Source organism: Hoeflea algicola, assembly GCF_026619415.1.
GTDB classification, from domain to species: domain Bacteria; phylum Pseudomonadota; class Alphaproteobacteria; order Rhizobiales; family Rhizobiaceae; genus Hoeflea; species Hoeflea algicola.
The window spans coordinates 322,089-348,868 of sequence record NZ_JAOVZR010000001.1; the positions used below are offsets into that span (position 1 = coordinate 322,089).

At 61.1% G+C, this 26,780-nt stretch carries 22 protein-coding genes; 13 read left to right on the forward strand and 9 right to left on the reverse strand.

The genetic code is table 11. The annotated features are described in order from the left end of the window. Positions 1-204: 204 nt before the first annotated feature. On the forward strand, positions 205-2,451 hold the full coding sequence (gene parC, locus OEG84_RS01650; RefSeq protein WP_267652126.1) for a DNA topoisomerase IV subunit A: 2,247 nt from the start codon (positions 205-207) through the stop codon (positions 2,449-2,451). Between the two features lie 16 nt (positions 2,452-2,467). On the opposite strand, the gene OEG84_RS01655 is transcribed toward parC, so the two are convergent. The 5 genes from OEG84_RS01655 to OEG84_RS01675 form a co-directional block, all read right to left on the reverse strand. Beyond that, positions 2,468-3,196: a DUF3750 domain-containing protein gene (locus tag OEG84_RS01655; RefSeq protein WP_267652127.1), complete on the reverse strand. Its 729-nt coding sequence runs from the start codon at positions 3,194-3,196 to the stop codon at positions 2,468-2,470. Positions 3,197-3,298: 102 nt separating this feature from the next. Then, on the reverse strand, positions 3,299-4,210 hold the full coding sequence (locus tag OEG84_RS01660; protein ID WP_267652128.1) for a DMT family transporter: 912 nt from the start codon (positions 4,208-4,210) through the stop codon (positions 3,299-3,301). Positions 4,211-4,363: 153 nt separating this feature from the next. Then, positions 4,364-5,113, reverse strand: a complete 750-nt coding sequence (locus tag OEG84_RS01665; RefSeq protein ID WP_267652129.1) for an arginyltransferase — start codon at positions 5,111-5,113, stop codon at positions 4,364-4,366. 19 nt (positions 5,114-5,132) lie between these two features. After that, a complete protein-coding gene (locus OEG84_RS01670) occupies positions 5,133-6,953 on the reverse strand; it encodes an SLC13 family permease (RefSeq protein ID WP_267652130.1) in 1,821 nt (606 codons plus the stop codon). 186 nt (positions 6,954-7,139) lie between these two features. Then, positions 7,140-10,574 carry an indolepyruvate ferredoxin oxidoreductase family protein gene (locus tag OEG84_RS01675; protein ID WP_267652131.1) on the reverse strand — a complete coding sequence of 1,145 codons (3,435 nt, stop codon included), beginning with the start codon at positions 10,572-10,574 and terminating at the stop codon, positions 7,140-7,142. A 127-nt stretch (positions 10,575-10,701) separates the two neighbouring features. Here OEG84_RS01675 and OEG84_RS01680 point away from each other — a divergent pair, with 127 nt between their 5' ends. Further along, on the forward strand, positions 10,702-11,172 hold the full coding sequence (locus tag OEG84_RS01680; RefSeq protein WP_267652132.1) for an Lrp/AsnC family transcriptional regulator: 471 nt from the start codon (positions 10,702-10,704) through the stop codon (positions 11,170-11,172). On the opposite strand, the gene OEG84_RS01685 is transcribed toward OEG84_RS01680, so the two are convergent. Further along, positions 11,169-11,552, reverse strand: coding sequence for an RDD family protein (locus OEG84_RS01685; protein WP_267656050.1), 384 nt, complete (start codon positions 11,550-11,552; stop codon positions 11,169-11,171). The two genes, OEG84_RS01680 and OEG84_RS01685, sit on opposite strands and share 4 nt — an antisense overlap. A gap of 206 nt (positions 11,553-11,758) precedes the next feature. After that, positions 11,759-12,814, reverse strand: coding sequence for a porphobilinogen synthase (gene hemB, locus OEG84_RS01690; protein ID WP_267652133.1), 1,056 nt, complete (start codon positions 12,812-12,814; stop codon positions 11,759-11,761). 216 nt (positions 12,815-13,030) lie between these two features. On the opposite strand from hemB, the gene OEG84_RS01695 reads away from it, so the two are divergent. From OEG84_RS01695 to OEG84_RS01725, 7 genes are all read left to right on the forward strand, one after another. Beyond that, positions 13,031-13,477: a DUF6163 family protein gene (locus OEG84_RS01695; RefSeq protein ID WP_267652134.1), complete on the forward strand. Its 447-nt coding sequence runs from the start codon at positions 13,031-13,033 to the stop codon at positions 13,475-13,477. A gap of 125 nt (positions 13,478-13,602) precedes the next feature. Next, positions 13,603-14,127, forward strand: coding sequence for a transcriptional regulator LdtR (gene ldtR / locus OEG84_RS01700; RefSeq protein ID WP_267652135.1), 525 nt, complete (start codon positions 13,603-13,605; stop codon positions 14,125-14,127). A gap of 356 nt (positions 14,128-14,483) precedes the next feature. Further along, entirely contained in the window at positions 14,484-15,755 is a 1,272-nt protein-coding gene (locus OEG84_RS01705; RefSeq protein ID WP_425602811.1) for a L,D-transpeptidase family protein, read from the forward strand. 234 nt (positions 15,756-15,989) lie between these two features. Next, positions 15,990-17,303 carry a serine hydroxymethyltransferase gene (glyA, locus tag OEG84_RS01710; protein WP_267652136.1) on the forward strand — a complete coding sequence of 438 codons (1,314 nt, stop codon included), beginning with the start codon at positions 15,990-15,992 and terminating at the stop codon, positions 17,301-17,303. A 6-nt stretch (positions 17,304-17,309) separates the two neighbouring features. After that, positions 17,310-17,792, forward strand: coding sequence for a transcriptional regulator NrdR (nrdR, locus tag OEG84_RS01715; RefSeq protein WP_267652137.1), 483 nt, complete (start codon positions 17,310-17,312; stop codon positions 17,790-17,792). 4 nt (positions 17,793-17,796) lie between these two features. Further along, entirely contained in the window at positions 17,797-18,900 is a 1,104-nt protein-coding gene (gene ribD / locus OEG84_RS01720) for a bifunctional diaminohydroxyphosphoribosylaminopyrimidine deaminase/5-amino-6-(5-phosphoribosylamino)uracil reductase RibD (RefSeq protein WP_267652138.1), read from the forward strand. 4 nt (positions 18,901-18,904) lie between these two features. After that, the gene (locus OEG84_RS01725) at positions 18,905-19,519 is read left to right on the forward strand and encodes a riboflavin synthase (protein WP_267656052.1); all 615 of its coding nucleotides are present in this window, start codon (positions 18,905-18,907) and stop codon (positions 19,517-19,519) included. A 22-nt stretch (positions 19,520-19,541) separates the two neighbouring features. Here the strand turns inward: OEG84_RS01725 and OEG84_RS01730 are convergent, their stop codons facing one another. Next, positions 19,542-20,918, reverse strand: coding sequence for an O-antigen ligase family protein (locus tag OEG84_RS01730; protein ID WP_267652139.1), 1,377 nt, complete (start codon positions 20,916-20,918; stop codon positions 19,542-19,544). 143 nt (positions 20,919-21,061) lie between these two features. Continuing rightward, on the reverse strand, positions 21,062-21,772 hold the full coding sequence (locus tag OEG84_RS01735; protein WP_267652140.1) for a DUF2161 domain-containing phosphodiesterase: 711 nt from the start codon (positions 21,770-21,772) through the stop codon (positions 21,062-21,064). 294 nt (positions 21,773-22,066) lie between these two features. Here OEG84_RS01735 and ribH point away from each other — a divergent pair, with 294 nt between their 5' ends. The 4 genes from ribH (at position 22,067) to OEG84_RS01755 (ending at position 26,663) form a co-directional block, all read left to right on the forward strand. Further along, complete coding sequence (gene ribH, locus OEG84_RS01740) at positions 22,067-22,522, forward strand: 6,7-dimethyl-8-ribityllumazine synthase (protein ID WP_267652141.1); 456 nt, start codon at positions 22,067-22,069, stop codon at positions 22,520-22,522. Beyond that, positions 22,519-23,019, forward strand: a complete 501-nt coding sequence (gene nusB / locus OEG84_RS01745; RefSeq protein ID WP_425602812.1) for a transcription antitermination factor NusB — start codon at positions 22,519-22,521, stop codon at positions 23,017-23,019. The genes ribH and nusB overlap by 4 nt, the downstream gene beginning before the upstream one ends. Positions 23,020-23,024: 5 nt before the next feature. After that, entirely contained in the window at positions 23,025-24,263 is a 1,239-nt protein-coding gene (locus OEG84_RS01750) for an MFS transporter (protein ID WP_267652143.1), read from the forward strand. 246 nt (positions 24,264-24,509) lie between these two features. Next, on the forward strand, positions 24,510-26,663 hold the full coding sequence (locus tag OEG84_RS01755) for a sodium-translocating pyrophosphatase (protein ID WP_267652144.1): 2,154 nt from the start codon (positions 24,510-24,512) through the stop codon (positions 26,661-26,663). Positions 26,664-26,780 lie beyond the last annotated feature (117 nt).

The following is a 26,780-nucleotide window of genomic DNA, read 5'->3' on the forward strand; positions in this document are numbered from 1 at the left end:
AATTCCTTCCGGTATCCCTGCGGGCGGCGCCCTGATTGTGAAATCGGTCAATTGTTATATTAGCGTTGGCTGTGCTTCTCCGTCCACAGTTGAGCAGGGTCTAAGCGGCAGAAAAATGGCGGCCCGCGAAACCGCCGCGGATCTATACAGGCACGGTCCGATCTGCCTCTTGCCCCGAATCACCCCTTCCGGTAACCCGGCGCTATGGGAAAAAGCCTGCTTCCGCCCGGTGGTGGCGATGATATTCAACCTGTTGATCTGAAGAAAGCGCTGGAAGAGCGCTATCTGGCTTATGCATTGTCGACGATCATGCACCGGGCGTTGCCCGATGTGCGCGACGGCATGAAGCCGGTCCATCGCCGCATTGTTTATGCGATGAGCGAGATGGGGCTCAAATCAGCCGGATCGTTCAAGAAATGCGCCAAGGTGGTTGGTGAGGTGATGGGTAATTTCCATCCCCACGGCGACCAGTCGATCTATGACGCGCTGGTGCGATTGGCGCAGGGGTTCGCCGTACGTTACCCGTTGGTCAACGGGCAGGGCAATTTCGGCAATATCGACGGCGATAACGCCGCCGCCATGCGCTACACCGAATCGAAGATGACAGCGGTGGCCGAATTGCTGATCGAGGGCATCGGCGAGGATGCGGTCGATTTCCGCACCACCTATGACGAGGAAAACAGCGAACCGGTGGTCTTGCCCGGTGCGTTCCCGAATCTTCTCGCCAACGGCGCCACCGGCATTGCCGTTGGCATGGCAACCTCGATCCCGCCGCATAACGCAGCCGAACTCTGCGACGCTGCGCTGGCGCTGATCCGCAAACCCGACGCCACGGTCGAGGATCTTCTTCAATATATCGAAGGTCCGGATTTCCCAACCGGCGGGATTGTCATCGACAGTCGTGAATCGATTCTCGAGGCCTACAAGACCGGTCGCGGCGGATTTCGCGTGCGCGCCAAATGGGAGAACGAGGACACCGGCCGCGGCGGCTATCAGATCATCGTCACCGAGATGCCCTACCAGGTGCAGAAGTCACGGCTGATCGAAAAGATCGCCGAACTGCTGATCGCCCGTCGGCTGCCACTGCTCGACGATGTGCGTGACGAATCCGCCGAAGATGTCCGCCTGGTGTTGATCCCCAAGAGCCGTGCGGTTGATCCCACCCTGCTGATGGAATCGCTGTTTCGCCTGACCGAACTCGAAAACCGTATTCCGCTCAATCTCAATGTGCTGTCGATGGGCAAGGTGCCCCGGGTGATGGGGTTGGCGGAAGTGCTCAGCGAATGGCTGGCGCATCGCCGCGAAGTGCTGCAGCGCCGCTCGCGCCACCGACTGGCGGCGATCGAACGCCGGCTGGAGCTGCTCTCTGGCTTCCTGATTGCCTATCTCAATCTCGACGAGGTGATCCGCATCATCCGCGAGGAGGATGAGCCGAAGCTCGAATTGATGAAGACCTTTGAACTCAGCGATGTTCAGGCCGAGGCGATCCTCAACATGCGGCTGCGGTCGTTGCGCAAGCTTGAAGAGCTGGAAATCCGCAAAGAATTCGATGGCCTGACGGGTGAGAAGGCCGAAATCGAATCCTTGCTCGCCTCCGACGCGAAGCAATGGCAGACGGTTGCCTGGGAAGTCGGAAATGTTCGCAAGACCTTTTCCAAGGAAACCGAACTTGGCGCCCGCCGCACCAAGTTTGCCCAGGCGCCGGTGGCCGATCTTGCGGCTATCGAGCAGGCGATGATCGAAAAAGAGCCGATCACTGTGGTGATTTCGGATAAAGGCTGGATCCGCGGCATGAAGGGCCATCTGGCCGATTACAGCACGCTGCAGTTCAAGGACGGAGACGCCCTGAAAATTGCCTTTCCGGCGCACACCACCGACAAGATTGTTGTCGTCACTACCGGCGGCAAGGCTTATACGCTGGGCGCCGACAAGTTGCCGGGCGGCCGCGGCCACGGCGAGCCGCTCAGGATCATGGTCGACATGGACAATGATCAGGCGGTGTTGACCGCTTTCATTCACGACCCGTCATGCAAGCTGCTGTTGGCCTCGACCGCCGGCAACGGTTTCATTGTTGCCGAGAAGGACATGGTCGCCAATACCCGCAAGGGCAAGCAGATCATGAATGTCAGCCTGCCGGTTGAAACCCGGTTGTGTGTCCCGGTGACGGGTGATCATGTTGCCATTATCGGCGAAAACCGCAAGATGCTGATCTTCCCGATTTCGCAATTGCCGGAAATGAGCCGCGGCAAGGGTGTGCGGCTGCAGCGCTACAAGGACGGTGGCGTTGCCGATATCCGCTGTTTTGCCATGGCTGACGGACTGACCTGGGAAGACAGCGCCGGTCGTGCCCATAATCGCCAGCAGGCTGAACTCACCGAGTGGATTGCAGACCGCGCGACCGCCGGCCGGGTGGTCCCCAAGGGCTTCCCGAGATCCGGCAAGTTCAGCTGATCGATTGCCGGCCGCATCACACCCCGATGCGGCCGAAGCCCGGCAGCTTGAGCGCCGGCCGGGCGATGTCGATGCCGAACACCAGCCCTCCCAGTCGCACTTCAAGCCCGTACAGTTCGCCCAATGCCACCCCGGCATAGCCGCCCAGCGACAGTTCCAGATTGCGCCAATCTTCCGACAAGGTGACAAAATCGCCGAAAGGCCGGTAGTCGCGGCCAATCGCTTCGGGAGGCAGTGTCGTGTGAAGCTCCGGCACTGAACGAAGCACGTAGGCGATAAAGGAATTGGAGTTCGGCCCGGGCCAGATGCTGTAATCGCCGCGCTCGGCATGCGGATAGCCTGCAACTGCTGCCTCGATCTTCGGGATCAGCTTCTCGGCTGTCGCACCATGCCGGGCCAACAGGATCTCCGGTTCGTTCGAATACCAGCGGCCATCGGCGGGATAGTGGTTGATCCGGATCGGGCTTCCCCACCCGACCTTGTCATAGCGGGTGTAGTGAGCCTCTTCAGGGGCCTTGGTGACGATCCAGCTGTGAACCGCCAGCCCACCTTTAAGGCCACCGGTCCGGGCAGCCATTACGTAGAGAGCGGCGGGCGCATCGCTTTCGGCTGAAGGCAGCACCCCCGATGATGACCAGTCTGCGGTGCGCCAGGACCCTGGCTGTGAACCGGCAGCGCGAACCCCGAGCGAGGCCAGCGCCGGCAGGATGAAACAGAGAAAAATGAAGGCGACGAGTTTTTTCATGATGGACGACGGTGATCCTGTGCGGTCAGTACGCCATCCAAGCAGGGCCATGCGACGATAATGCGGCCACACGCTCTTGCAGGTCACCTTGCGTCGACCGCATCACACAGGATGCCGCGGCGCCAGCGTGCGCACAGTGCGGCGGTGCGACAACAACCGCCACAGCGAATGTCCGACCAGCGCGGTGATAATGATTGCCCCGCCAATCAGCCCGATCAGGGTCGGCGCCTCGGCAAAGATCATCCACACCCAGATCGGCGCCAGAATTGTTTCAAGCAGATAGAACATCGCCACTTCCGGACCGGATATGTAGCGCGGCCCGGTGGCCAGGCACCAGAATGAAATCGGAATCACGATCAGCCCGTTGAGCACGAGCCAGGCCGGTTCGGCGACCGCCAGGCCGGAAACGCCGCCGACCATGGTCAATCCGACAATCGCCGGCACCAGCGCCCCGAATAGCGGCGCAAATCCCATGTCGGTGCGCGCCTTGCGGCTGAAGGTTATGGCAGTCGCCAGAATCAGGCTGGAAACGAGCGCGAACAGATCACCGGTCAGATTGCCGGCCTTGATGCCATCAGAAACAATCAGCAGCACACCAAACAGCATTACCAGCATGGCAACAAATGTCTGGGGCTTGGGTTTTTCGCCTACCAGCCACCAGGCCAGCAAAGCCGAGAACATCGGGTTGAACGCCAGTATGAAAACCAGGTTCGCCGTGGTGGTGTTGAACACCGCCATCAGGAAGGTGATCGAGGCGAGGCTGTAGAGCGACACCACCAGCAGCCCGGCCTTTCCCGGGATCAACGGCATCTGCCGCTTGAAGACAAACCGGATCACGCTCCAGGCAATCAGCGCCGCGATAAAGGTCAAAGTGCTTCTCACCGCGAGCGCCGACCAGGCATCGCTTTGCGAAAGCCTGAGCAGCGGAATGTCGATGGTCAGCATCATCCCGCCAAATGCAGTGATCAGAAGGCCCTTGCGGTGCTCGGCCGCTGCGGGAAGTTGGTCTTGCATGAACGATTGGCCTCCAGCAGATTCATTTGGATCGCCTCTTGCCATAGGCGCAGGACTGGCCGGAGACAAGCCGTCAGCCTGGCTGGAGCACTTGCTTTGAAACCTGCGCAATCGGGTGGATAACGGGCGAAGCCGGAGCGGGCGAGGGGCTGATCAGCCCTGGTAGCGTCGCCAGCCCTGCGCCATCAGATGTTCCTGGGGCAAGAAGCGGGTCTTGTATTCCATCTTGCGCGAGCCCTCGACCCAATAGCCCAGATAGACATGTGGCAGACCCAGCGCCTTGGCGCGCTCGATATGGTCGAGGATCATGTAGGTGCCCAGCGACCGCGCGGTCGCGTTCGGGTCATAGAAGGAATAGACCATCGACAGCCCGTCGCTCATCCGGTCGGTCAGAGCGGCACCGACCAGCGGCCCGGCCGGAAACTCCTGCAGGCCATCACCCTCGACCTTGACGCGGTATTCGATGATGCGGGTGTCGACATGCGAATCCTCGACCATCATCGCGTAGTCGCTGATGCTCATGTCGGCCATGCCGCCGCGCTTGTGGCGGCTGTCGAGATAGCGCCGGAACAGCTTGAACTGCTCGTTTGAAGGTTCGGCGTGATATTCGGTGGCAACCAGATCGGCGTTGGTCGCCATGTTCTTGCGCATCGACCGGGTCGAATTGAACTCGGAAGCCAGGATCCGCACCGAGATACAGGCGCGGCAGGTTTCGCAGGCCGGCCGGTAGGCAATATTCTGCGACCGGCGAAATCCGCCCTGGGTCAACAGGTCGTTTAGCGCCGGTGCCTTGTCGCCGACCAGGTGGGTAAACACCTTCCGCTCGCTCTCGCCTTCAAGATAGGGGCAGGGCGAGGGCGCGGTCAGAAAGAACTGCGGTGAATTGACGGTGTGGTTTGTCATGCCATGGGTTCTAAGCGGATCATAATCCGTAATACCATGGCGCAAGTAACGAAAAGGTCAACCAGATGATTATCACAAGCGGGGTTCCGGCGCGCAGAAAATCACTGAACCGGTAGTGACCGGGACCCATCACCAGCAGATTCGTCTGATAGCCGATTGGCGTGGCAAACGACGCATTGGAGGCAAAGATTACCGCGGCGATGAAAGGGGCGGGGGGGACGTTCATGCCGGCGGCAATGCCCAGCGCAATGGGTGTGAACAACACCGCAGTGGCGTTGTTGGACAGCACATTGGTGAGTGCCGCCATGACCAGAAACAGCGCCGAAAGAATCATCCCCGGCGACGCGCCGTCCATCACCGACAGCGTGGTCGTGGCAATCAGTCTGGCCCCGCCGGTGGCCTCCAGTGCTGTTGCCAGCGCTACCGACGATCCCACCAGCAGGAAGATTTGCCGGTCGAAGGCACGCGCCGCCTGAAGGATCGACAGGCAGCGTGTGACCAACATCAGCACCGCGCCGCAGATGGCCGCCACCACGATCGGCACGATAGACATCGCCGAGGTAATCACGATGGCGGCGAAGATTGCCACCGCTATGCGTGCCTTGCGTGATTGCGGCACCGCCACCGCCGAATGCTCCAAAAGCAACAGATCGTGGTTGCCGCGGAGCCGTGTGATTTCCTCCATCGGCCCGCCGATCAGCAACGTGTCGCCGGGTTCGAGCCGAATCGCCGACAAAGCAGATCGCGCCATCCGGCTCTTGCGCTGCACGCCCAGCACCGACAGCCCGAATTGCGCCCGCAGGCCCGAGAGCTGAATGGTTCGCCCGGCATAGCGCGAACCCGGCGAAATCACGGCTTCCGCCAGGTGGTAGTCGGGCCCCGGCGGTGGCTCGTGGGCGCTGTCATCGGACTCGGCAACATCGGACTCCAGTCCGGCGCGTCCGCGCGCCAGCGCCTTGGAAAAGGCACGCCGGGTTCCGGTGACCACTAGCGTATCGCCGGCTGACAGGGTGAGATCCTCGAATGGCGGAAGGAACGGTGCGTCGCGGCGTTGCAACAGTCTGAGCGTCAGATCGCCAAGCCCGGGAAACATGCCGGCCTTGGCCGAGATTCCGACAAAGGGGTGATCACGCGTCAGCGTGATCTCGCCTATGAACTGGGCGCCAGATTTGGCGCCGGCAGACAATTCCGCCTCGCGTTCAGGCAACAGCCGCGGCAATACCAGCAGCACATAGACGCCGCCGACCAGCGCCAGGATTATGCCCATGCCGGTGATATCGAAAAAGCCGATTTCATAGCCATAATCGCGGGCAACACCGGCAACCAGCAGGTTGGTTGATGAGCCGATCAGCGTTGTCATGCCGCCCAGAATGGTGATGAACGAGAGTGGAATGAACACCCGGCTCGGTGAAATCGAGCGTTGCGCTGCCAGCACCACCAGAATCGGAATGAAGATCACCACCACCGGTGTGTTGTTGAGAAACGCTGAAATCGCCCCGGCACCGATCAGGATGAACAGGATCGGCCGGAAGGTTTTGGCGCCACCCATGCGCCCAAGTCGGCGCGCTGGTGCCTCCATCGCATCGGTGGCAAACAGGCCCTGGCCGACGATCAGAAGTGCGATCACCGTGGCAAGCGCCGGGTTGGAAAAACCCGACAATAGCCGCTCGATCTGCAGAGTCTGGCCATCCGGGCCGGTATAGGGAACCGCGCCGAATATCACCAGCACCGCCGCCAGCGATACCAGCGAGACGGTCTCCATCGCCCAGCGCTCGGAGGCATAGGCGGCGATCGTCGCTGCGATGATGACGAAGATGGCGACAAGGTGAAAATCCGGCATTAATGCGTAGCGACCCCCGAGGCGCAGGTTACCCTTCACATTACCGTGCCGCCCTGCCATACGCCTAGGGCGAATATTCTCAGCTTACCGTTTACCGCGAAACATCCGGCGCGAGAATTATCAACCGCGCGAAACCAAAAACCCGTGCTCAACCAAGGCTTCTGACCCGGATATGACGGCTTGCCGTTACCCAAGCTGGGCAAACAGTGCTTCGACCCTGGATTTGGTCTTGACCACGGCCTCCTGCTTAACCGGGCCATAGCCGCGAATTTCCATCGGTGCTGTGAGGATATGTGTCCACAGGACGACGGTTTCGGTCCGGATCTCGCGAGCGCAGTGGGCTATCAGTGCCTCGAACCAGCCGATCAATTCGCGCTCCATCTTTCGCTCCGCAGTATGGCCGAATGGGTCGAAAATGCTGCCACGCAACCACTTGCAGCGTGCCAGCAATGACAGCACCGGCCGGATTGCCGGACCGAACCGGCGTTTGAGCGGGCGGCCGCGCGCATCCTTCTCGCGGCTGATCATCGGCGGCGCCAAATGATGGACGATGCGAAAATCACCTTCGAAGCGGCCGGAGAGACTCCTAACGAAACTCTTGTCGCTATGCAGCCGCGCCACTTCGTATTCATCCTTGTAGGCCATCAGCTTGAACAGCGATTTTGCCGCCGCCACGGCCAATTCCTCATGGGTTTCCGGCGGCAGTTGCTTAGAAAAATCCGTGATTTGACGGCGGTAGCGTTCTGCCCAAGCCTTGTCCTGGTAGGCGTGCAGAAAGGTCGCCCTGCGCTCGATGACGTCGTCGAGGGCAATGGCGAAATCCGGCGGCGGGGCAAGATGCCGTTCCAGTGCCCCCGGATTTGCCTCCATCAGCCGTCCACACAAAAATGCCCGCTTGTTGTCCTCGACGGCGACATTGTTGAGCTCAACGGCCCGCATCAGCGCCTCCAGCGCCTCCAGCCCCACCGGCACCAGCCCGCGCTGCCAGGCAAAACCCAGCATCATAACATTGGCAAACACGGCGTCGCCAAAAAGCGCTTCGGACGCCCGGTTGGCATCAAATGCGGCGACGTTGCCGGTGCCAACGGCGGTTTCGACGGCGGCCTGGCGTCCATCGATGTTGAGATCCGCGTCGCGTCTGAGCACCAGATCACCGGTTGGCATCGAGGCTAGATTCAGCGCTACCTTCGTACCGGCTCGATAGCTTGCCGATGCCTTGGGCGAGGACGAGACCACCACATCGCAGCCGATCACTGCATCCGCCGACCCCTGGTCGATGCGCACCTGGTTGATGTCATCCGGCGCGTTGCCGATCCGCACGAAACTCAGCACTGCACCGAATTTCTGGGCAAAGCCGGTGAAATCGAGAATGCTGGCACCCTTGCCCTCCAGGTGCGCCGCCATCGAAATCAGCGCCCCGACCGTGACCACGCCGGTGCCGCCAACGCCAGTCACCAACAGGTTGAACGGCGCATCGAGCGCCGGCAGGGCGGGCAGGGGGATCTCGCCGGCAAGCCGGGACAGATCGATTTTCGCAGGCTTCGGCTTGCGCCTTGTGCCGCCCTCGATGGTAATAAAGCTTGGGCAAAAACCATTGAGGCAAGAAAAATCCTTGTTGCAATTGGACTGGTTGATCTGCCGCTTGCGGCCGAACTCGGTTTCCCTCGGTTCGACGCTGAGGCAGTTGGATTCGGTAGAGCAGTCGCCGCAGCCCTCGCAGACCAGTTCGTTGATGACCACGAATTTCTTCGGATCCGGCAATTGCCCGCGCTTGCGGCGGCGGCGTTTTTCGGTGGCGCAGGCCTGTTCATAGATCAGGATCGATACGCCGGGAATTTGACGCAATTCGCGCTGCACGGCGTCCATCTCGGCTCGTCCATGGATCGACGACCCGCGCGGCAGATCGGCGGTCGAAAATTTCGCCGGGTCGTCCGACACCAGCGCGATCCGATCGACGCCCTCGGCGCGGCAGATATCGGCGATAGCCGAAACGCTGACCGGCCCATCCACCGGCTGGCCACCGGTCATGGCGACTGCGTCATTATAGAGGATCTTGTAGGTGATGTTGGCGCCTGCGGCGATTGCCTGTCGGATCGCCATCGAACCTGAATGATACCAGGTGCCTTCGCCCAGATTCTGGAAGATGTGATCCTTGCCGGTAAATCGCGAGGAGGCCGCCCAGTTGACGCCTTCGCCACCCATCTGGATCAGCGACGAGGTTTCCCGATCCATCCAACTGGCCATGAAATGACAACCGATGCCGGCCAGTGCCTTGGAGCCTTCGGGCACCTTGGTCGAAGTGTTGTGCGGACAGCCCGAACAGAAATAGGGGGTGCGGGTCGCGCCGGGATTGTTGAGCAGGATCGGCGGGGCGCCGGTGATCGCGGCGGCGCGAGCTGTAAAATTCTCATTGCCAAATATGCCGTCGAGCCGTCTGGCGATCAGCGGCAGTAACTGTCGGGGCGAGAGTTCGCCGGTCCAAGGGATCAGTCTGTGCCCGGTCTCGTCATTCTTACCGACCATGCGCTGCGGCTTGTGGCCGGGCCAGTCATAGAAATATTCCTTGAACTGGCTTTCAATGATGCCGCGTTTTTCCTCGATTACCACCACTTCGCGCTTTTCACGCACGAAATCGAGCGCCGCCCGCCGTGCCAGCGGCCAGACCATGCCGACCTTGTAGATGTCGATGCCGAGCGCCCGGCAGCGCGCCTCATCGAGTCCGAGCAGCCTGAGCGCTTCCATCAGATCGAGATGCGCCTTGCCGGTGGTCACGAACCCGAACTGCGCGTCGCTGACGCCATAGATCGCCCGGTCGATCGGGTTGGCCTCGGCAAAGGCCAGCACCGCGTGCTTCTTGGCCTCCATTCTTTCCTCGATCTGCGGGCCGGGCAGGTCGGGCCAACGGTAATGCAACCCGGAAGCGGGGATCTGGAAATCCGGCGTGGAAAACACACGGTCGGGCTTGAGCATGAACGAGCTTGCTGCCTCGACCGTCTCCGATATCGCCTTGAAGCCGACCCACATGCCCGAATAGCGCGACAGTGCGTAGCCATATTCGCCAAATTCGAGATATTCCGAAACGCTCGCCGGATTGAGCGTCGGCATGAACCAGGCCATGAAGGCAACGTCGGACTGGTGCGGCATCGACGATGAGACACAGCCATGGTCGTCGCCCGCCACCACCAGCACCCCGCCATGCGGTGAGGAGCCATAGGCGTTGCCGTGCTTGAGCGCGTCACCGGCCCGGTCGACGCCCGGACCCTTGCCATACCAGAAGCCGAACACGCCCTCGACCTGGCGCCCGGGATTGGTTTCCACCTGCTGCGAGCCGAGCACGGCGGTGGCAGCCAGATCCTCGTTTACGGCGGGCAGAAATTCGATCCCGGCTTCAGCCAGAAGCGGCTTCTGCCGCCATAATTCCATGTCGAGCCCGCCCAGCGGCGAGCCGCGATAGCCTGACACGAATCCGCCGGTGTTCAATCCGTCCTCGCGGTCGCGCCGCGCCTGGTCAAACAGAACCCGCGCCAGCGCCTGGGTGCCGGTCATGAACACCCGGCCAGAGGCAAGCGTGTAGCGGTCGGACAGTTGGTAGGCCTGGGCAGGTGCGGGCTGGAATGTCATCGGCGGTCTCCTCCGCCATCGATTTTAGCACCAGCCAACAGACAGGACTTGCCAAAGAGACCGCCGTGACGCAGAAAAATGGCAAGGCCTCTCAGTGAGCACGCAGATATTGGAAGGATTACCCGGAATGGCAGGGAAAATAGAAATAGAACCGGGAGATCGGCAGATTCTCGATGCGCTTCAGCACAACGGCCGCATCTCCAACCAGGAACTTGCCGAAAGTGTTGCCATGTCGGCTTCGGCCTGCTGGCGCCGGGTCAGGGCGCTGGAGCAGGCAGGCGTGATCGAGCGTTATACGGCGGTCATCAACCCGGATGCCTGCGGGCTCGGCTTCCACGCCATGGTGCATGTGGTGCTTTCACGCCATCAGGCCGATCATGTCGAAAGTTTCATTGGTGCGGTGATGACCCGGCCCGAAGTACTCGATTGTTTCGCCACCACCGGCGACGCCGATTATCATCTGCGCGTACGCTGCCGCGATCTTGGCGCCTACAACGAATTTCTCGAAAAATTCCTGTTCGCGCTCAAGGGCGTCTCCACCGTCAAGACCAACCTGATCCTCAGGCAATTAAAGCACGAGACTCGGCTGCCGGTTTAAACTGTTCCCCGCACCACCACGGTGCCCAGTAGCCAGTCGTGGACGGTGCGCTTGCGGTCGAGCACCAGGGTTGCGAGCAGGATCAGCGGTGTCAGCACCGCGTTGAGCGCCCAGAACAGCACACTGTGAACCACGGCGAGCATGAAATCCACCGGGCGGCCGTCAAGCCGGACAAGCCGGATGTCCATCATCCGCATGCCGGGTGTGGCCTGGTTTGGTCCGCCCATGGTCATGCCGACATAGGGAATGACCACCAGCAGGAAAAGGATCGGGTAGAGGAAAAATCCCAGACCCAGCGTGAAGATGCCGATGAAGAATACCAGCACCGCCACCGGGACGCACAATAGCAGCACAAACGCGTAATCGATGAAAAACGCCATTATCCGCCGCGAGCGTACCCCGTCGTAAAGCGCAATGTCGTCATACCGGTCGATTGTCGGCTCGGCTGCGCTGTCTGGGTACTGTTGGCTCACGGCTCTCTCCTGTTATCGGTGCGGGCAAATGGCTCGCCTTGAACCAGATGTAGGAAGTCAAACGCCTCAGTTAAAGGCTTTGTTACCGGTTTTGGCCCGCAAACGCTGTCGGTTCAGCCAAGCCCCTTGGCGATCAGCCGCGCGGCCTCGGGCGCGAAATAGGTCAGGATTCCGTCGCAGCCCGCACGTTTGAAGGCCAGCAGGGTTTCCAACATGATCCGCTCGCCGTCGATATAGCCGGCAGCGTCTGCTGCCTTGACCATCGAATATTCGCCCGACACCTGGTAGGCGAACGTCGGCAGGCCGAAATTGTCCTTGAGCGCCCGGCAGATGTCGAGATAGGGCAGGCCGGGCTTGACCATCAGCATGTCGGCGCCTTCCTCGACATCGAGCGCCGCATCGCGCACCGCTTCCATGGCGTTGGACGGATCGAGATAATAGCTGCGCTTGTCGCCCTTCAAAAGCCCCGAGGTGTTGATCGCCTCGCGGTAGGGGCCATAGCAGGCGGAGGCAAATTTGGTGGCATAGGACATGATCGCCACATTCTGGTGACCGGCGGCGTCGAGCGCCTGCCGGATGGCGCCGATGCGGCCGTCCATCATGTCTGACGGCGCAATGATGTCGGAGCCCGCGTCGGCCTGGTGCACCGCGGCGGCTGCAATCGCGCGCACGGTCTCGTCGTTGACGATCTCGCCATCGCGCAGGATGCCGTCATGGCCGTGATCGGTGAACGGATCGAGCGCCACGTCGGTAATCACGCCGATGTCGGGCACTGCCTGCTTGATGGCGCGGGTGGCCTGGTTGATCAGGTTGTCCGCTTCAAGTGCCAGCGAACCGGTCTGGTCGCGGCGTTCAAGTTCGACATTGGGGAAGGTGGCGAGTGCCGGAATGCCGAGATCGGCCGCCATCCGCGCCGCCTCCACCGCCCGGTCCACCGACAGCCGGTTGACGCCGGGCATGGCTGAAATCGGCTCTGAGATATTGGTGCCGGGGACAATGAAGATCGGCCAGATCAGATCATCCACCGTCAGCCGGGTTTCCCGCACCAGCCGCCGCGACCAGTCGGCGCCACGGCTGCGGCGCATGCGCCGGCGAGCGGTGATCTCGTCGACATTGACCGCTGCCGCAGCTGCCAGTCCAGCTTCTGTATTCTTCGTGCTCTCGCCCATCTTCTTTCATCCTCAGTCAGTCAGGCGGACTCGATCAGCGGGTGCGCCGTTTTCCGGGCTATAGACCGCACCGGGGGTGGGCTGGTCAAGCTCCTCCGCGCGCTTCCCACGCCCGGGCTTGCCCTTCACGGCTTGCCCTGTTGCAGGCTTTGATATTGACTGCGGTCGATTCCGGCGGTTGATCCCGTTGGCACAAAGGATCAGGAGACGCCGTTGATGGCGATATTGCAAGTTGGCGCGGTGCCGGCGCCCGGCGCCAGCACCCTCGAAGCGAGTTTCCGGCTGTTTCTCCGGCTGGTAGCCGTGAGCAGCCTTTTTGCCGGGCTGCAATATTGGGGCAAGCTGATCGGCTTTACCGATGGCGGCATGGCGCGCTTTGATCTGCTTCCGTCCTATTGGCAACTCGCCGCTACCTCGTTGGCTGTGCTTTTGCCGGTGGCCGCCGTCGGCTTGTGGATGCAGGTGTCCTGGGGACCGGTGATCTGGGTTGCAGGCGCCGGCGCGGAAGTGGCCATGCACCAGGGTCTGCCGCTCTGGTTCGGCGAACGCCCGTTGCTTGTCATCGGCCATGGCGTGGTGCTGGCGGTGTATCTGTGCTTCCGCATCCTGTTGTTCCTGAAATGGCGCAGGGACGCCACGCAGGTAAGACCTGATTCACTTTGATTGCTGGTTGCTTGCAGGTAAGACGTTGTTAAGCTTGCAGTTTAAGTAGAATTTTATGCGTATTCGATAGGGTCTGTCTCAAGGCGGGAACAAAAACCGCCAACATCAACAGTGAGGCAGTCATCATGTCATTTTCCAATTCGGCACTCGCCACCGCGCCCAAACCAGCAGCTGCCAACGATCAGGCAGAAGCGCTTCGCGACCTTTATCTCGAATCCTTGCAACTGGTCGAACGGCTACACCGCCGTCTGCTCGATGTCATCAAGGACGAGTTCGACCGTGCCAACCGTACCGACATCAACGCGATCCAGGCATTGCTGCTGTTTAACATCGGCAATTCCGAACTGACCGCTGGCGAACTTCGCTCGCGCGGTTACTATCTTGGCTCCAATGTTTCCTACAATCTCAAGAAACTGGTCGATCTGGGCTACATTAACCACCAGCGCTCGCGGGTTGACCGTCGCGCGGTCCGCATCAGCCTGACCGAACACGGTGTTGAAATCGCCGAAATTGTTGCCGGGCTTTATGATCGCCACATCAATTCGATCGCCCAGGTTGGCGGCATCGGCGCCAGCGAATTCGAGGAACTCAACAAGCTGATGCAGCGGCTCGACCGGTTCTGGAACGACCAGATTCTCTACCGTCTGTAAGACTTGTTCGCAGGCATTCATCAAAAGCGGTGGGCGGCAAGCCCGCCGCTTTTGCGTTTGCCGCCATTGATCTGCAACTGTCGTGCTGAACCTGGTTGCGGGGCAGGGGGCGTCCTGATGTGAGCGATCAAATCCGGCACCGGATCATCGTTTGGCCCTATTTTCATGAAACCGCTAATTGAGTGTGTGGGGCCAGGTGCAGACAGGATCATTCGGGTCTTTGTCCTGTCCGCGTTTCACGTTAATGTGTCGCAGGCGTTTGATCGATCCGGTTTTGGTCCGGAAATTTTAACGTTAACAATGCTACGCGATAAAGTCAGCCTTAACGTCAGACCCGATTGCATGGTGGATTGAGAATGAAGACAATGACCGGATTAGACAAACCGACCCGCCGCCGCTTTATCGCCCGCGCCGCCGCTCTGGCCGCGGCAACTGTGACAGCCGGCCCGGCCTTGGCCCAGTCGACCATCCAGGACATCATCTCGGCCCCGCAACGCGGTTCCTGGGATGACCAGTTCGATGCCGAAAGCTCCCGTTCGGTGGCAAAGACCGCGACTCGTTTTCCGATCACCAGCGCCGGTACGATCGGTTTTGTCGAGCGCTCGATTTTTGATTACCAGAACATCGTTGCAAGCGGCGGCTGGCCAATCGTGCCGGCCACCAAGAAGCTGCGCATGGGCGATTCCGAACCCGAAGTGCGGCTGTTGCGTCAGCGCCTGATTGCCTCGGGCGATCTCGACCGCAATGCCGGTCTTTCCAATGCGTTCGATTCTTATGTCGATGGCGCCGTCAAGCAATTCCAGGCCCGCCACGGTCTGCCGCCGGATGGCGTTTTGGGCAGCTATACCTACCAGGCGCTGAATGTGTCGGCGGCCGTGCGTCTCGGCCAGCTTGAGACCAACCTCGTGCGGCTGCGTTCGATGTCGGGTTTTCTCGGCGATCGTTACGTCATGGTCAACATTCCCGCAGCCCAGATCGAGGCAGTGGAGAACGACCGCGTGGTGCTGCGCCATACCGCCATTGTTGGCAAGATCGACCGGCAGACGCCGATTCTCAATTCCAAGATCCACCAGATCATTCTCAATCCCTACTGGACCTCGCCGCGCTCGATCATCCAGAAGGACATAGTGCCGTTGATGCGTAAGGACCCAACCTACCTTGCGCGCAATTCGATCCGTCTGTTTGACGGGCAGGGCAACGAGGTGGCGCCTGAATCAATCGACTGGAATGCGGAAAAAGCGCCCAACCTGATGTTCCGTCAGGACCCGGGCAAGGGCAACGCGATGGCGTCGACCAAGATTAATTTCAACAATCCGCATGCCGTCTACATGCACGACACCCCGCAACAGGGCGTGTTCAACAAGCTTTTGCGGTTTGAATCGTCGGGCTGCGTGCGGGTTCAGAACGTGCGTGATCTTAACACCTGGTTGCTGCGCGATACGCCGGGATGGGACCGCCAGACCATGGAAGCAGTGATTGCCTCGGGCGAAAACACCGAGATCGATCTGAGCGACCCGGTGCCGGTCTATTTCACCTATTTCACCGCCTGGGCGTCGGAGGACGGCGTTGTCCAGTTCCGCGACGACGTCTACCAGCGCGATGGCGTCGACGAACTGGCGCTGCGCTGAAGCTTCCGGGATACGCAACAACAAGCTGACAGAGCCGCCCTTAACCGGGCGGCTTTTTCATTCCACGAACTGTCATGACGCAATCAGGCCCGCAGATGTTGCCCTTGCCATGCGACGGGGGTAAACAGCGCCATCCGGTCGGGAGAATTCCGGGCTGGATTCGAGCCGTATCTCACGACGCCGCGGTTTCGCGGCAGAGCCGAGCCACACCCTGAGTCACAAGGAACCCGGATCATGTCCAACGCGACACCAGCAGCCCGCTTCTCCGATGCATTCTTCAATCGCACTTTGGCCGAGGCCGATCCCGCGCTGTATGGGTCGATTAAGGACGAGTTGGGTCGTCAGCGCCATGAAATCGAGTTGATCGCGTCGGAGAATATCGTCTCGCGCGCCGTGCTCGAGGCACAGGGCTCGGTGATGACCAACAAATATGCCGAGGGCTATCCGGGCCGACGCTATTATGGCGGCTGTCACTTCGTCGATGTCGCCGAAAATCTTGCCATCGACCGGGTCAAGCAACTGTTCGGCTGCGGTTTCGCCAATGTTCAGCCCAATTCCGGCTCGCAAGCCAACCAGGCGGTTCTGCTTGCCCTGGCCAAGCCGGGCGATACGCTGCTCGGCATGAGCCTTGACGCCGGCGGCCATCTGACCCACGGCGCCCGCCCCAATCTTTCCGGCAAATGGTTCAATGCCGTGCAATACGGTCTCGATCTTGCCACCGGCGTGATCGATTATGATCAGGTCGAGGCGCTGGCCCGCGAACACAAGCCGCGCATCATCATCGCTGGCGGTTCGGCCTATTCCCGCCATATCGATTTCGCCCGCTTCCGTGCCATCGCTGATGCCGTCGATGCCATTCTCTGGGTCGATATGGCCCATTTTGCCGGTCTGGTGGCAGGCGGGGTGCACCCAAATCCGTTCCCGCACGCCCATGTTGCCACCTCGACCACCCACAAGACTCTGCGCGGCCCGCGCGGTGGCCTGGTGCTGACCAATGACGAGGATATCGCCAAGAAGATCAATTCTGCCGTCTTTCCCGGCTTGCAGGGCGGGCCGCTGATGCATGTGATCGCCGCCAAGGCGGTAGCCTTCGGCGAAGCGCTGACGCCGGAATTCAAGAATTATGTCGGCCAGGTCGTTCGCAACGCCGAAGTGCTTGCTGAAACCCTGGTCGCAGGCGGCCTCGAGATCGTCTCCGGCGGCACCGACACGCATCTGATGCTGGTTGATCTCAGGCCCAAGAGCCTCACTGGCAAGGCCTCCGAGGCAGCGCTCGGCCGGGCCTTCATCACCTGCAACAAGAATGGCGTTCCCAACGATCCGGAAAAGCCGACCATCACCTCGGGCGTTCGTCTCGGCACCTCCGCAGGCACCACCCGCGGCTTTGGCGAAGCCGAGTTCCGCGAGATCGGTGCGCTGATTCTGGAAGTGCTCGACGGCCTCAAGCAAGCCAATTCGGAAGACGGCAACGCCAAGGTCGAAGCCGCCGTGAAGCAGAAGGTGATTGCGCTCACCGATCGCTTTCCGATCTACCCGCATCTCGGGTAGGCGCTGATGCGGTGTCCCTATTGCGGCTCTGAAGACAGCCAGGTGAAGGATTCGCGGCCCGCCGAAGACGGCGCCGCGATTCGCCGTCGGCGCGTCTGCCCCGATTGCGGCGGGCGTTTCACCACCTTCGAACGGGTGCAATTGCGCGATCTGCAGGTGCTCAAGAAAACCGGACGTCGGGTGCCGTTTGACCGCGACAAGCTGGCCAAATCATTCCAGATCGCGCTGCGCAAGCGGCCGGTGGACCCTGAACGCATAGATCGCGCGGTGTCGGGCATCGTTCGCCGGCTGGAAAGCTCGGGCGAGACCGAAATTGCCACTGACGGGATCGGCTTGCTGGTGCTCGAGGCGCTCAAGGCGCTCGATGATGTCGGCTTCGTGCGCTACGCCTCGGTCTACCGGGATTTCACCGGACCGCAGGATTTTGAACGCACGATCGCCGAACTGACAGCGAGGATCGCCGGCGATACCATCGCTGGCGACGATTGATCCGATGGCGGTCAGCCCGCTCGACCGCCGCTTCATGGCCGCCGCCATTCGCCTGGCGCGCTGGCACGAGGGGCGCACTGGCTCCAATCCGTCGGTCGCCACCCTGATTGTGCGCGAGATCGAAGGCGATTCGGTGATTGTCGGCCGTGGTGTTACCGCGATCGGCGGACGGCCGCACGCCGAACCCCAGGCGCTGGCTGAAGCGGGCAAACTTGCCCGCGGCGCCACCGCTTATGTAACGCTTGAACCCTGCGCCCATCACGGCCGCACTCCGCCTTGCGCGGAAGCGCTGGTCAACGCCGGGGTGACCCGCGTGGTGGCGGCCGCCACTGATCCCGATGACCGGGTTTCGGGCCGCGGCTATGCAATTTTGCGCGACGCCGGTATCGAGGTGGAGCAGGGGGTACTCGCCGAGACGGCAGCCCGCGATCTTGGCGGATACCTCACCCGGCGCATCAGCAACCGGGCGCATGTGACTCTCAAACTTGCAGTTTCCCGCAATGGCATGATCGGCCGCCGGGACGGCGCCCAGGTCTCGATTACCGGTGAAATCAGCCGCGGTCAGGTTCACGCCATACGTGCGCAGAGCGATGTGATCCTGGTTGGCATCGGCACCGTGCTCAACGACGACCCGGACCTGACATGCCGCCTGCCGAGACTGGAGGCGCGCTCCCCGATCCGGCTGGTGCTTGATGCGGGACTGAGACTGCCCTTGGGGTCGCGGCTTGCAGCCTCGGCGCGGCAGACCCCGGTCTGGGTCGCCACCGCTGCTGCTCAGGATATTGAGGCGCGGACGCGCCTGACAGCTGCCGGGGTCGATTTCATCGCCAGTGAAACCCATGATGGCCGCATCGCACTGCCGGAGCTGCTCGAGGATCTGGCCGCCCGGGGGCTGTCGACGGTGCTGGTCGAAGGCGGCGCGGAAGTGGCTCAGTCATTTCTTGCCGAGGATCTGGTCGACCGCATCATACTGTTGACCGGGCCAGACGACATTGACGGCGACTCGGTAGCCGCGCCGCTGACGTCACAGACCGTTCCATCCGGATTCCGTGCGGTTGCCACAAGCACCTATGGTGCGGACCGGATGGATGAGTACGAAAGGGCCTAGCACCATGTTTACCGGCATCATCACCGATATCGGCCGGGTTGCCGACGTTACCGAGCGCGATCAGGGCGTTGCCCTGCGCATCGAAACCGCGTTTGATCCCGCCGGAATTGATATCGGCGCTTCGATCGCCTGTTCCGGCGTCTGCCTGACGGTGACCGCGTTGCCACAACACGGCGACAATGGCCGCTGGTTTGAGGTGGAGGCCTGGGAAGAGGCGCTGCGCCTGACCACCATTGCCAATTGGCAGCAGGGCACCCGGATCAATCTTGAGCGGTCGCTGAAGATCGGTGACGAGCTGGGCGGCCATATGGTCTCCGGTCATGTCGACGGGCTTGCCGAGCTTGTGGCGATCAAGGACGAGGGCGAGGCGCGCCGGTTTACGCTGCGCGCGCCAGACGCGCTGGCACGTTTTATCGCCCCCAAGGGCTCGGTGGCGCTCGATGGCACATCGCTCACGGTCAATGGCGTCAACGGTACCGAATTCGACGTGCTGCTGATCCGCCATTCGCTTGAGGTGACCACCTGGGGCGAGCACGCAGTCGGCGACAGCATCAATCTCGAAGTCGACCAGATGGCGCGCTACGCAGCAAGGCTTGCCGAGGCTGCAGCCAATTCCTGACAGGGCCGTAATCTGACCCCCGTCAATGGTCGGGCAGTGACCGGCCAATGTCGAATCGGGCCAGCAAATGCAGCCCGAACACCGCAAAAATGTGCATCAGCCACAGCGGCACATTTCGCGCGAGAAAGAATGTCTCGATGAACGACAGCAGGCAGGCAAACACGATAATCATGAAAAACATGTCGGCGAGCTTGCGGTTGCCGGGCAGGCGTCGGGCTCGGGCATAGTTGAACATCGGCCCGATAAACAGCACCCAATACACGAGAGCGCCGCCGATAAAGCCGAAATTCAGCAGGATATCGAGATAGTTGTTATGTCCGTGAACGATGTGGCGGTAGTCCCATGCTGCCTCGAACGGCTTGTCTAGGCCGAGCACATTGTCCGTCATCCAGAAGTTATACATGCCGAAACCGAACCATGGGTGTTCGGGGATCTTTGACAGGCTGACTTCCCACAGGGTGGTACGGCCTGTGTAGGTCTGATCGCCCAGAAAATCGCCCACCAGTTGGCTGATCTCGGTGCTGTAGAGCGATCCCAGCGTAAAGATTGCCACCGTCGCCATCGTCACCAGCGTTGCGAATATGGCGACACTGCTACGGTGGAAGAGCGGGGCCAGCAACACGATCATGATGGCGATCGGGAAAAATCCGGTGGTTGTCTTGGAGCCGGTGTGTAGCACGAAAATTGTTGCTGCACTGAACATTATGAGCCCGGCGAGCCGCTGCCCCGAACGCATGATGTAGAGGCCGAAAAAAGCGATGATCGACATGACCGGTCCGGCAATATTCTTGTGGCTGAAATGCCCACGCCAAAGCCCCGCATGTTGCGGCTCGTAAACATCGAAGCCGTGCAGCGCGAGGTTGGGAAACAGCAATACGCCTATATAGGAAAGGCCCAGCGCGGCGCCGGCGCCGATCAGCAGCGCGAACCGGAAATCACCTTCGCCGCGTGGCAGCACAATCACCGAAAACGCCAGCAGCATGCCGATTATCGTGAAGATGGCACTGCGCAAGGTCGATTCAGGGTCGGGGGCCTGGGCAACATTGACGGCAATCAGCAGGCCAAGGGCTACGAAGCTGGGCGTAAACAGGCTCGCCAGCGCCTTCTTGTTGGCCAGGCTGATCAGTGCCAGCAGGCAGATTGCACCTGCTGCCAAAAATCCCATCTGGTTGAGCGCATCACCATCGGCGCTGGAACTCTCGAAAATACTGGCAGCGGCAAAAGGCCGGAGCGAAATCAGCATCAACGCAATGCCCAGCGTGGAAACCGCGATCGCCAGGATCCGTGCTGTTCCCGCCGGAAGCAGGCCGGGATGGGCAAGCCTCAGCTGCGCCTGCAGCGCGGGGTTGCTGCGGCGCTGCGGATAGACGGCGGCGCCGTTTGCCGATGAAGCTCGCATGCCAACAACCCCGAAGCGACCTGTTAAAGCGCCACCATCGTCGATTTATGGTTAACCAGTGGTAAAGAGCGCGCCGTTGCCGAGGGCGTTTATCGTTGCGGCACACCGGCCAGGAGATGGCTCTCGGGTCCGGGAAAGGCGCGTCAGTCTTCGGCTGGCACCGTGCGCGGGGTGCCAGCATCGGGGTCGCCATGTTGCTCGAGCGCTTGGGCGCCTTTTGGGCAAACCGCGTAAATGCCGGTGGCGACGCGCTCGAACCAGCCGTAATGATTGTCGGCCATCAACGCCCGGGCTTTCTCAACGCCGGAAGTCTTGGCCACCAGCGCGGCCTTTGTCGGGCCGAGCTCCAGCAGCACACGAGCGCAGCGCAGGGCATCCTGCCTGTAGGCGGTCATCAGCCCCTGCCGGGTTGCGCCGCCGGAATTGGGATCGCCGGTACGCTTGGCAAATTCGCGCAGCAGGCGGGTTTTCTTGACGGCCGATTTCCGCGGCTTGTAGGGCGAGGGGTCTGCGTGCACCTCCACCAGCCCGTCTTTCAGGCGCACGGTCATCAATCCCAGGCCGAGCCGGCGGCACAGCGAAGTGTTGACCTTCAGCGATTTCAGGGCGGCGCGACCACTGCCACGCGGCACCGCTATATAGACGACATCGGTTATCGCCTGACGCTCGATTGCCTGGTGAAACAGCGACAGCGAAAAACTGGTCTTCAATTCGACCACCAACGGCTCGCCGCCGTCGCGAACCGCAACCACGTCGGCGGCCCCGATTTCCCCCTTGACCTCGTAGCCCTGGCTTTCAAGCAGGGCCTTGACCGGGGGATAGAGATCGGTTTCGCGGGGTCTGGTGGCGCTCATGGTCGCCATCTCTAGCGGAGTCGCTGTGGCGCGCAAAGCCAAACGATGTGGTCTTAATGATGCGTATAGGCGCATTTGCGCGGTTCGCGGAACACCAATCATGGGGTGCCGGCGGTCGCCAACGGCTGACGGCCAGACCGACAATTCGCCGCTGAGCCGGGTCAGCGGGCCATTTCTACTTGCCAAGCGTCGGACAAAGTGATTTGACCCGCGCTCTGATCCGACCTTATCTCCGGTTCCACTCCGGAACCCTGTGACGCGTGGCATGACCCGCCCGCAAGAAGGAAAGCCGTCATGGCAAAAGCCTCCCCTCCGCATCTGTTGATTGTCGAAGCTCGCTTTTACGACGACATGTCCGACGCCCTGCTCGATGGCGCCAAATCCGCGCTCGACGCGGCCGGCGCAACCTATGACGTTGTCACGGTGCCGGGTGCACTGGAAATTCCGCCGGCAATCGCCATTGCTCTTGATGCAATGGATGAAGGCGATGTCGAGTATCACGGCTTTGTCGCTCTCGGGGTCGTCATTCGCGGCGATACCCACCATTTCGACATCGTCGCCAATGAATCAGCCCGCGGCCTGATGACGCTTTCGGTCTCCGAATCGCTGGCGCTCGGCAATGGCATCATGACCACCGAGAACGCCGAACAGGCCTGGGAGCGGGTCAAGAAGGACCGGCTCGACAAGGGCGGTTTTGCGGCGCGTGCGGCGCTGACCATGATTGCGTTGAAAGAAAAGCTGGCGGGTTGATCGTGACACCAAACCAATCACAGACCCCGGAAATCAAACCCGCCAACCAGCGCGGCGCCGCCCGACTGGCTGCGGTTCAGGCGCTCTACCAGATGGATATCGGCGGTGCCGGTGTGCTCGAAATCGTCGCTGAATACGAAGACCATCGCCTGGGTGGTGAAATCGACGGGGATCAATACCGTCCTGCCGACCCGGCCTGGTTCCGCGCGGTGGTCTCAGGCGTGGTCGAAAACCAGCGTGCGCTCGATCCGGTGATCCGCGCCAGTCTCAACGAAGACTGGCCCCTATCCCGTCTCGACGCCACCTTGCGCGCCATCCTCAGGGCAGGGGCTTGGGAACTCTCGGCCAAGAAGGATGTGCCCTTTGCCGTCATCGTCACCGAATATGTCGATGTTGCGCGCGCCTTCTTCGATGGCGAAGAGCCGAAGATCGTCAATGCGGTGCTGGACCGGCTGGCACGAACCTACCGTGAAGATTCCCTCCCCGCGAAGAGCTGAGCACCATGGCGTTTCTTGACAGGGTCAGACTGGCCGGCACCAACGATGCCGAAAATCTGGCCCGCCGCAACGCGCTTTTGTTGTCGGGCGCTCAGGCATTTGGCGGCGCTGCCGCTCCGATCGCCATTTCGATGGGTGGTCTTGCCGGTTTTTATCTGCTCGGCGCCGACAAGGCGCTCGCCACCGCACCGGTCACCGGGTTCAACCTCGGTGTTGCCGTTGGCGCCTTGCCGGCCGCTTGGCTGATGCGCCAGATCGGTCGCCGCTACGGTTTCATATCGGGCATGGCGATGACCGCGCTGGGCGGCCTGCTGTCGGCAATCGCGCTGTTTCGCCACGAGTTCTGGCTGTTCGCCTTCGCCATGGCGTTCATCGGCATGGGCGGGGCGTTCGTTCAGCAATACCGGTTTGCCGCCGCCGACGGATCACCGACAAATTTCAAGGCCCAGGCGATTTCCTGGGTCCTTGCCGGCGGCGTGTTTGCCGCCATCATCGGCCCGCAGACGGTAATTTTCACCCGCGAATTGTTGGCGCCGGTGATGTTTGCCGGTTCTTTCGTGGCGATATTGCCGCTGGCGCTGATCACCATTTCGATCCTGTGGTTCCTGCGCATTCCCAACGACACCAAGCCCGGTGAGGCTGGTCATGACGAGACCCCGCCGCGACCGCTGATCGAGATCATCAAGCAGTCGCGCTTCATCACCGCCATGATCTGCGGCGTCGGCTCCTATGGGCTGATGACCTTCATGATGACCGGTGCGCCGCTGGCCATGGTCGGCTGCGGCTTTTCGCCGGAACTGGCGACGTTGGGCATCCAGTGGCATGTGATGGCGATGTTTGCGCCGAGCTTCTTTACCGGCAAGCTGATTGCCCGGTTTGGCCGTGATACGATCACCGCCACCGGCCTGTTCATTCTGCTTGGCTGCGCCATCGTCGCGCATATGGGCATTGAGCTGTGGAATTTCTGGCTTGCCCTGGTGCTGCTCGGAATCGGCTGGAATTTCTCCTTCATCGGCGCGACCACCATGGTGACGATGACCTACCGGGCTTCGGAGAAGAACAAGGTTCAGGGCTTTCATGATGTCACCCTGTTCGGCATCGTCGCGTTCTCCTCGCTGATGTCGGGTCAGGTGCTCAATACCTGGGGCTGGGATGCGCTCAACTCGGTGTTCTGGCCGGTCGCGCTGTTCTGTCTGCTGGCGCTTGGCGTGCAGGTCGCGAGAGACCGTCGCAGGTCGTTTTAAGCGCTATGGCTGTGCCCGGTCGGGGCCAGCAGGCTGCAAACCGGCATCATAGACCAATTACCCAATGCTTATTGAGGGCTGCACGGCAATAACACCGCCTGCGGACTTGACGTCGTAGCCCCTCTACAGCAAACATCCGCCGCGATGCGGCTGGGGGCCCGAGCATGTGGTTCGTGCTCCTTTCGCCGCGGCATATTGTGGTCGGGGGAAGTCATCTGATTCCGGCCAAATTGGAGGGACATCAGCATGACAATTCTTTTTGCTGTGATCGCCTGTGGATTGCTTTCCATTGTTTACGCCATCTGGGCGACCAAATCGGTTATGGCAGCCGACCAGGGCAATGCACGCATGCAGGAAATCGCAGGCTACATTCGTGAAGGCGCTCAGGCCTACCTGAACCGTCAGTACACGGCCATCGCCATCGTTGGCGCAGTGGTTGTCGTCGTAACCTATTTGCTTCTTGGCGCCACCGCCGCAATTGGCTTTCTGATTGGTGCGATTCTGTCGGGTGCGGCCGGTTATATCGGCATGCACGTCTCGGTACGCGCCAACGTGCGCACGGCACAGGCATCGTCCGTCAATCTTGCAAGCGGCCTCGACATCGCTTTCAAGGCGGGCGCCATCACCGGCATGCTGGTGGCTGGCCTCGCGCTCTTGGGCGTTGCGGTCTACTACTACCTCCTCACTGGCCCGATGGGGCTGGCGTCTGACAGCCGTCAGGTGATTGACGCGCTGGTGGCGCTCGGTTTCGGCGCTTCGCTGATTTCGATCTTTGCCCGTCTGGGCGGCGGCATCTTTACAAAGGGTGCCGACGTTGGCGGCGATCTCGTCGGCAAGGTTGAAGCCGGTATCCCGGAAGACGATCCTCGCAACCCGGCCACCATCGCTGACAACGTTGGCGACAACGTCGGCGACTGCGCCGGCATGGCGGCCGACCTGTTTGAAACCTACGCGGTGACCGTTGTCGCCACCATGGTTCTGGCAGCGATCTTCTTTGGCGGTTCGGACATCCTCGGCTCGGCCATGCTCTATCCGCTGGCCATCTGCGGTGCCTCGATCATCACCTCGATCGCCGGAACCTTCTTCGTCAAGCTCGGCCAGAACGGTTCGATCATGGGCGCTCTTTACAAGGGCCTGATCGTTACCGGTCTGCTGTCGATTGTCGGCCTCGCCGGCGCAACTCAGATGACCATCGGTTGGGGCGAAATCGCCACCATCGACGGCAAGGCAATCACCGGTTCAGGCCTGTTTGCCTGCGGCGTAGTTGGCCTCATCGTCACTGCGCTCATCGTGGTGATCACCGAGTACTACACCGGCACCAACAAGCGTCCGGTCAACTCGATCAGCCAGGCTTCGGTCACCGGTCACGGCACCAACGTGATCCAGGGTCTTGCCATCTCGCTGGAATCGACGGCTCTGCCGGCGATCGTCATCGTTGGCGGCATCATCTCGACCTACCAGCTCGCCGGCCTGTTCGGCACCGGTATCGCGGTTACCGCCATGCTCGGCATCGCCGGCATGATCGTGGCTCTCGACGCCTTCGGTCCGGTCACCGACAATGCCGGCGGCATCGCCGAAATGTCGGGTCTTCCGCCGGAAGTTCGTCAGGCAACTGACGCTCTCGACGCGGTCGGCAACACCACCAAGGCTGTGACCAAGGGCTATGCCATCGGTTCGGCTGGTCTTGGCGCACTGGTGCTGTTTGCAGCCTACTCGAACGATCTGAAGTTCTTTGCCACGAAGGCAAATGCGGAAGGCTCGACGCTCTATCCCTACTTCAAGGACATGGGCGAGATCTCGTTCGATCTGTCCAACCCTTACGTGGTTGCGGGCCTGATCTTCGGCGGTCTCATCCCTTATCTGTTCGGCGGTATCGCCATGACAGCTGTGGGACGTGCTGCAGGTTCGATCGTGGAAGAAGTCCGCGCCCAGTTCAAGGCGAAGCCGGGCATCATGGCAGGCACCGAAAAGCCCGACTATGGCCGCGCTGTGGACATCCTGACCAAGGCGGCGATCAAGGAAATGATCGTGCCGTCGTTGCTGCCGGTTCTGGCTCCGCTGTTCGTCTATTTTGGCGTGCTGCTGATCTCCGGCTCCAAGGCCTCCGCCTTTGCCGCACTTGGCGCTTCGCTTCTGGGCGTGATCGTCAACGGTCTGTTCGTCGCCATCTCGATGACCTCGGGTGGTGGTGCATGGGACAACGCCAAGAAGTCCTTTGAAGACGGTTTCGTCGACAAGGATGGTGTCAAGCACGAGAAGGGCTCTGATGCTCACAAGGCATCGGTGACCGGTGATACCGTCGGCGATCCTTACAAGGATACCGCTGGTCCGGCCGTCAACCCGGCCATCAAGATTACCAACATCGTCGCCCTTCTGCTGCTGGCAGTGCTCGCGCACTGACAGCATCTGGCGATGGCCTGAAAATAAAAATCCCGCGGAGAGCAATCTCCGCGGGATTTTTCGTTGGCTCTGTGTGTGCCCGTTGTGCCCGGTTGCTTGCGACAGCACTTACCGAAC

Bases quoted from the DNA above. Each gene is read 5' to 3' on its own strand.
- OEG84_RS01670 (WP_267652130.1), bottom strand. From the start codon at position 6,953: ATGCCGGATTTTCACCTTGTCGCCATCTTCGTCATCATCGCAGCGACG.
- OEG84_RS01685 (WP_267656050.1), bottom strand. From the start codon at position 11,552: ATGGCGTTTTTCATCGATTACGCGTTTGTGCTGCTATTGTGCGTCCCG.
- nrdR (WP_267652137.1), top strand. From the start codon at position 17,310: ATGCGGTGTCCCTATTGCGGCTCTGAAGACAGCCAGGTGAAGGATTCG.
- OEG84_RS01655 (WP_267652127.1), bottom strand. From the start codon at position 3,196: ATGAAAAAACTCGTCGCCTTCATTTTTCTCTGTTTCATCCTGCCGGCG.
- OEG84_RS01750 (WP_267652143.1), top strand. From the start codon at position 23,025: ATGGCGTTTCTTGACAGGGTCAGACTGGCCGGCACCAACGATGCCGAA.
- glyA (WP_267652136.1), top strand. From the start codon at position 15,990: ATGTCCAACGCGACACCAGCAGCCCGCTTCTCCGATGCATTCTTCAAT.
- OEG84_RS01755 (WP_267652144.1), top strand. From the start codon at position 24,510: ATGACAATTCTTTTTGCTGTGATCGCCTGTGGATTGCTTTCCATTGTT.
- OEG84_RS01735 (WP_267652140.1), bottom strand. From the start codon at position 21,772: ATGAGCGCCACCAGACCCCGCGAAACCGATCTCTATCCCCCGGTCAAG.
- OEG84_RS01675 (WP_267652131.1), bottom strand. From the start codon at position 10,574: ATGACATTCCAGCCCGCACCTGCCCAGGCCTACCAACTGTCCGACCGC.
- parC (WP_267652126.1), top strand. From the start codon at position 205: ATGGGAAAAAGCCTGCTTCCGCCCGGTGGTGGCGATGATATTCAACCT.
- OEG84_RS01725 (WP_267656052.1), top strand. From the start codon at position 18,905: ATGTTTACCGGCATCATCACCGATATCGGCCGGGTTGCCGACGTTACC.
- ribH (WP_267652141.1), top strand. From the start codon at position 22,067: ATGGCAAAAGCCTCCCCTCCGCATCTGTTGATTGTCGAAGCTCGCTTT.
- ribD (WP_267652138.1), top strand. From the start codon at position 17,797: ATGGCGGTCAGCCCGCTCGACCGCCGCTTCATGGCCGCCGCCATTCGC.
- OEG84_RS01660 (WP_267652128.1), bottom strand. From the start codon at position 4,210: ATGCAAGACCAACTTCCCGCAGCGGCCGAGCACCGCAAGGGCCTTCTG.
- OEG84_RS01680 (WP_267652132.1), top strand. From the start codon at position 10,702: ATGGCAGGGAAAATAGAAATAGAACCGGGAGATCGGCAGATTCTCGAT.
- hemB (WP_267652133.1), bottom strand. From the start codon at position 12,814: ATGGGCGAGAGCACGAAGAATACAGAAGCTGGACTGGCAGCTGCGGCA.
- OEG84_RS01665 (WP_267652129.1), bottom strand. From the start codon at position 5,113: ATGACAAACCACACCGTCAATTCACCGCAGTTCTTTCTGACCGCGCCC.
- OEG84_RS01705 (WP_425602811.1), top strand. From the start codon at position 14,484: ATGAAGACAATGACCGGATTAGACAAACCGACCCGCCGCCGCTTTATC.
- OEG84_RS01730 (WP_267652139.1), bottom strand. From the start codon at position 20,918: ATGCGAGCTTCATCGGCAAACGGCGCCGCCGTCTATCCGCAGCGCCGC.
- OEG84_RS01695 (WP_267652134.1), top strand. From the start codon at position 13,031: ATGGCGATATTGCAAGTTGGCGCGGTGCCGGCGCCCGGCGCCAGCACC.
- ldtR (WP_267652135.1), top strand. From the start codon at position 13,603: ATGTCATTTTCCAATTCGGCACTCGCCACCGCGCCCAAACCAGCAGCT.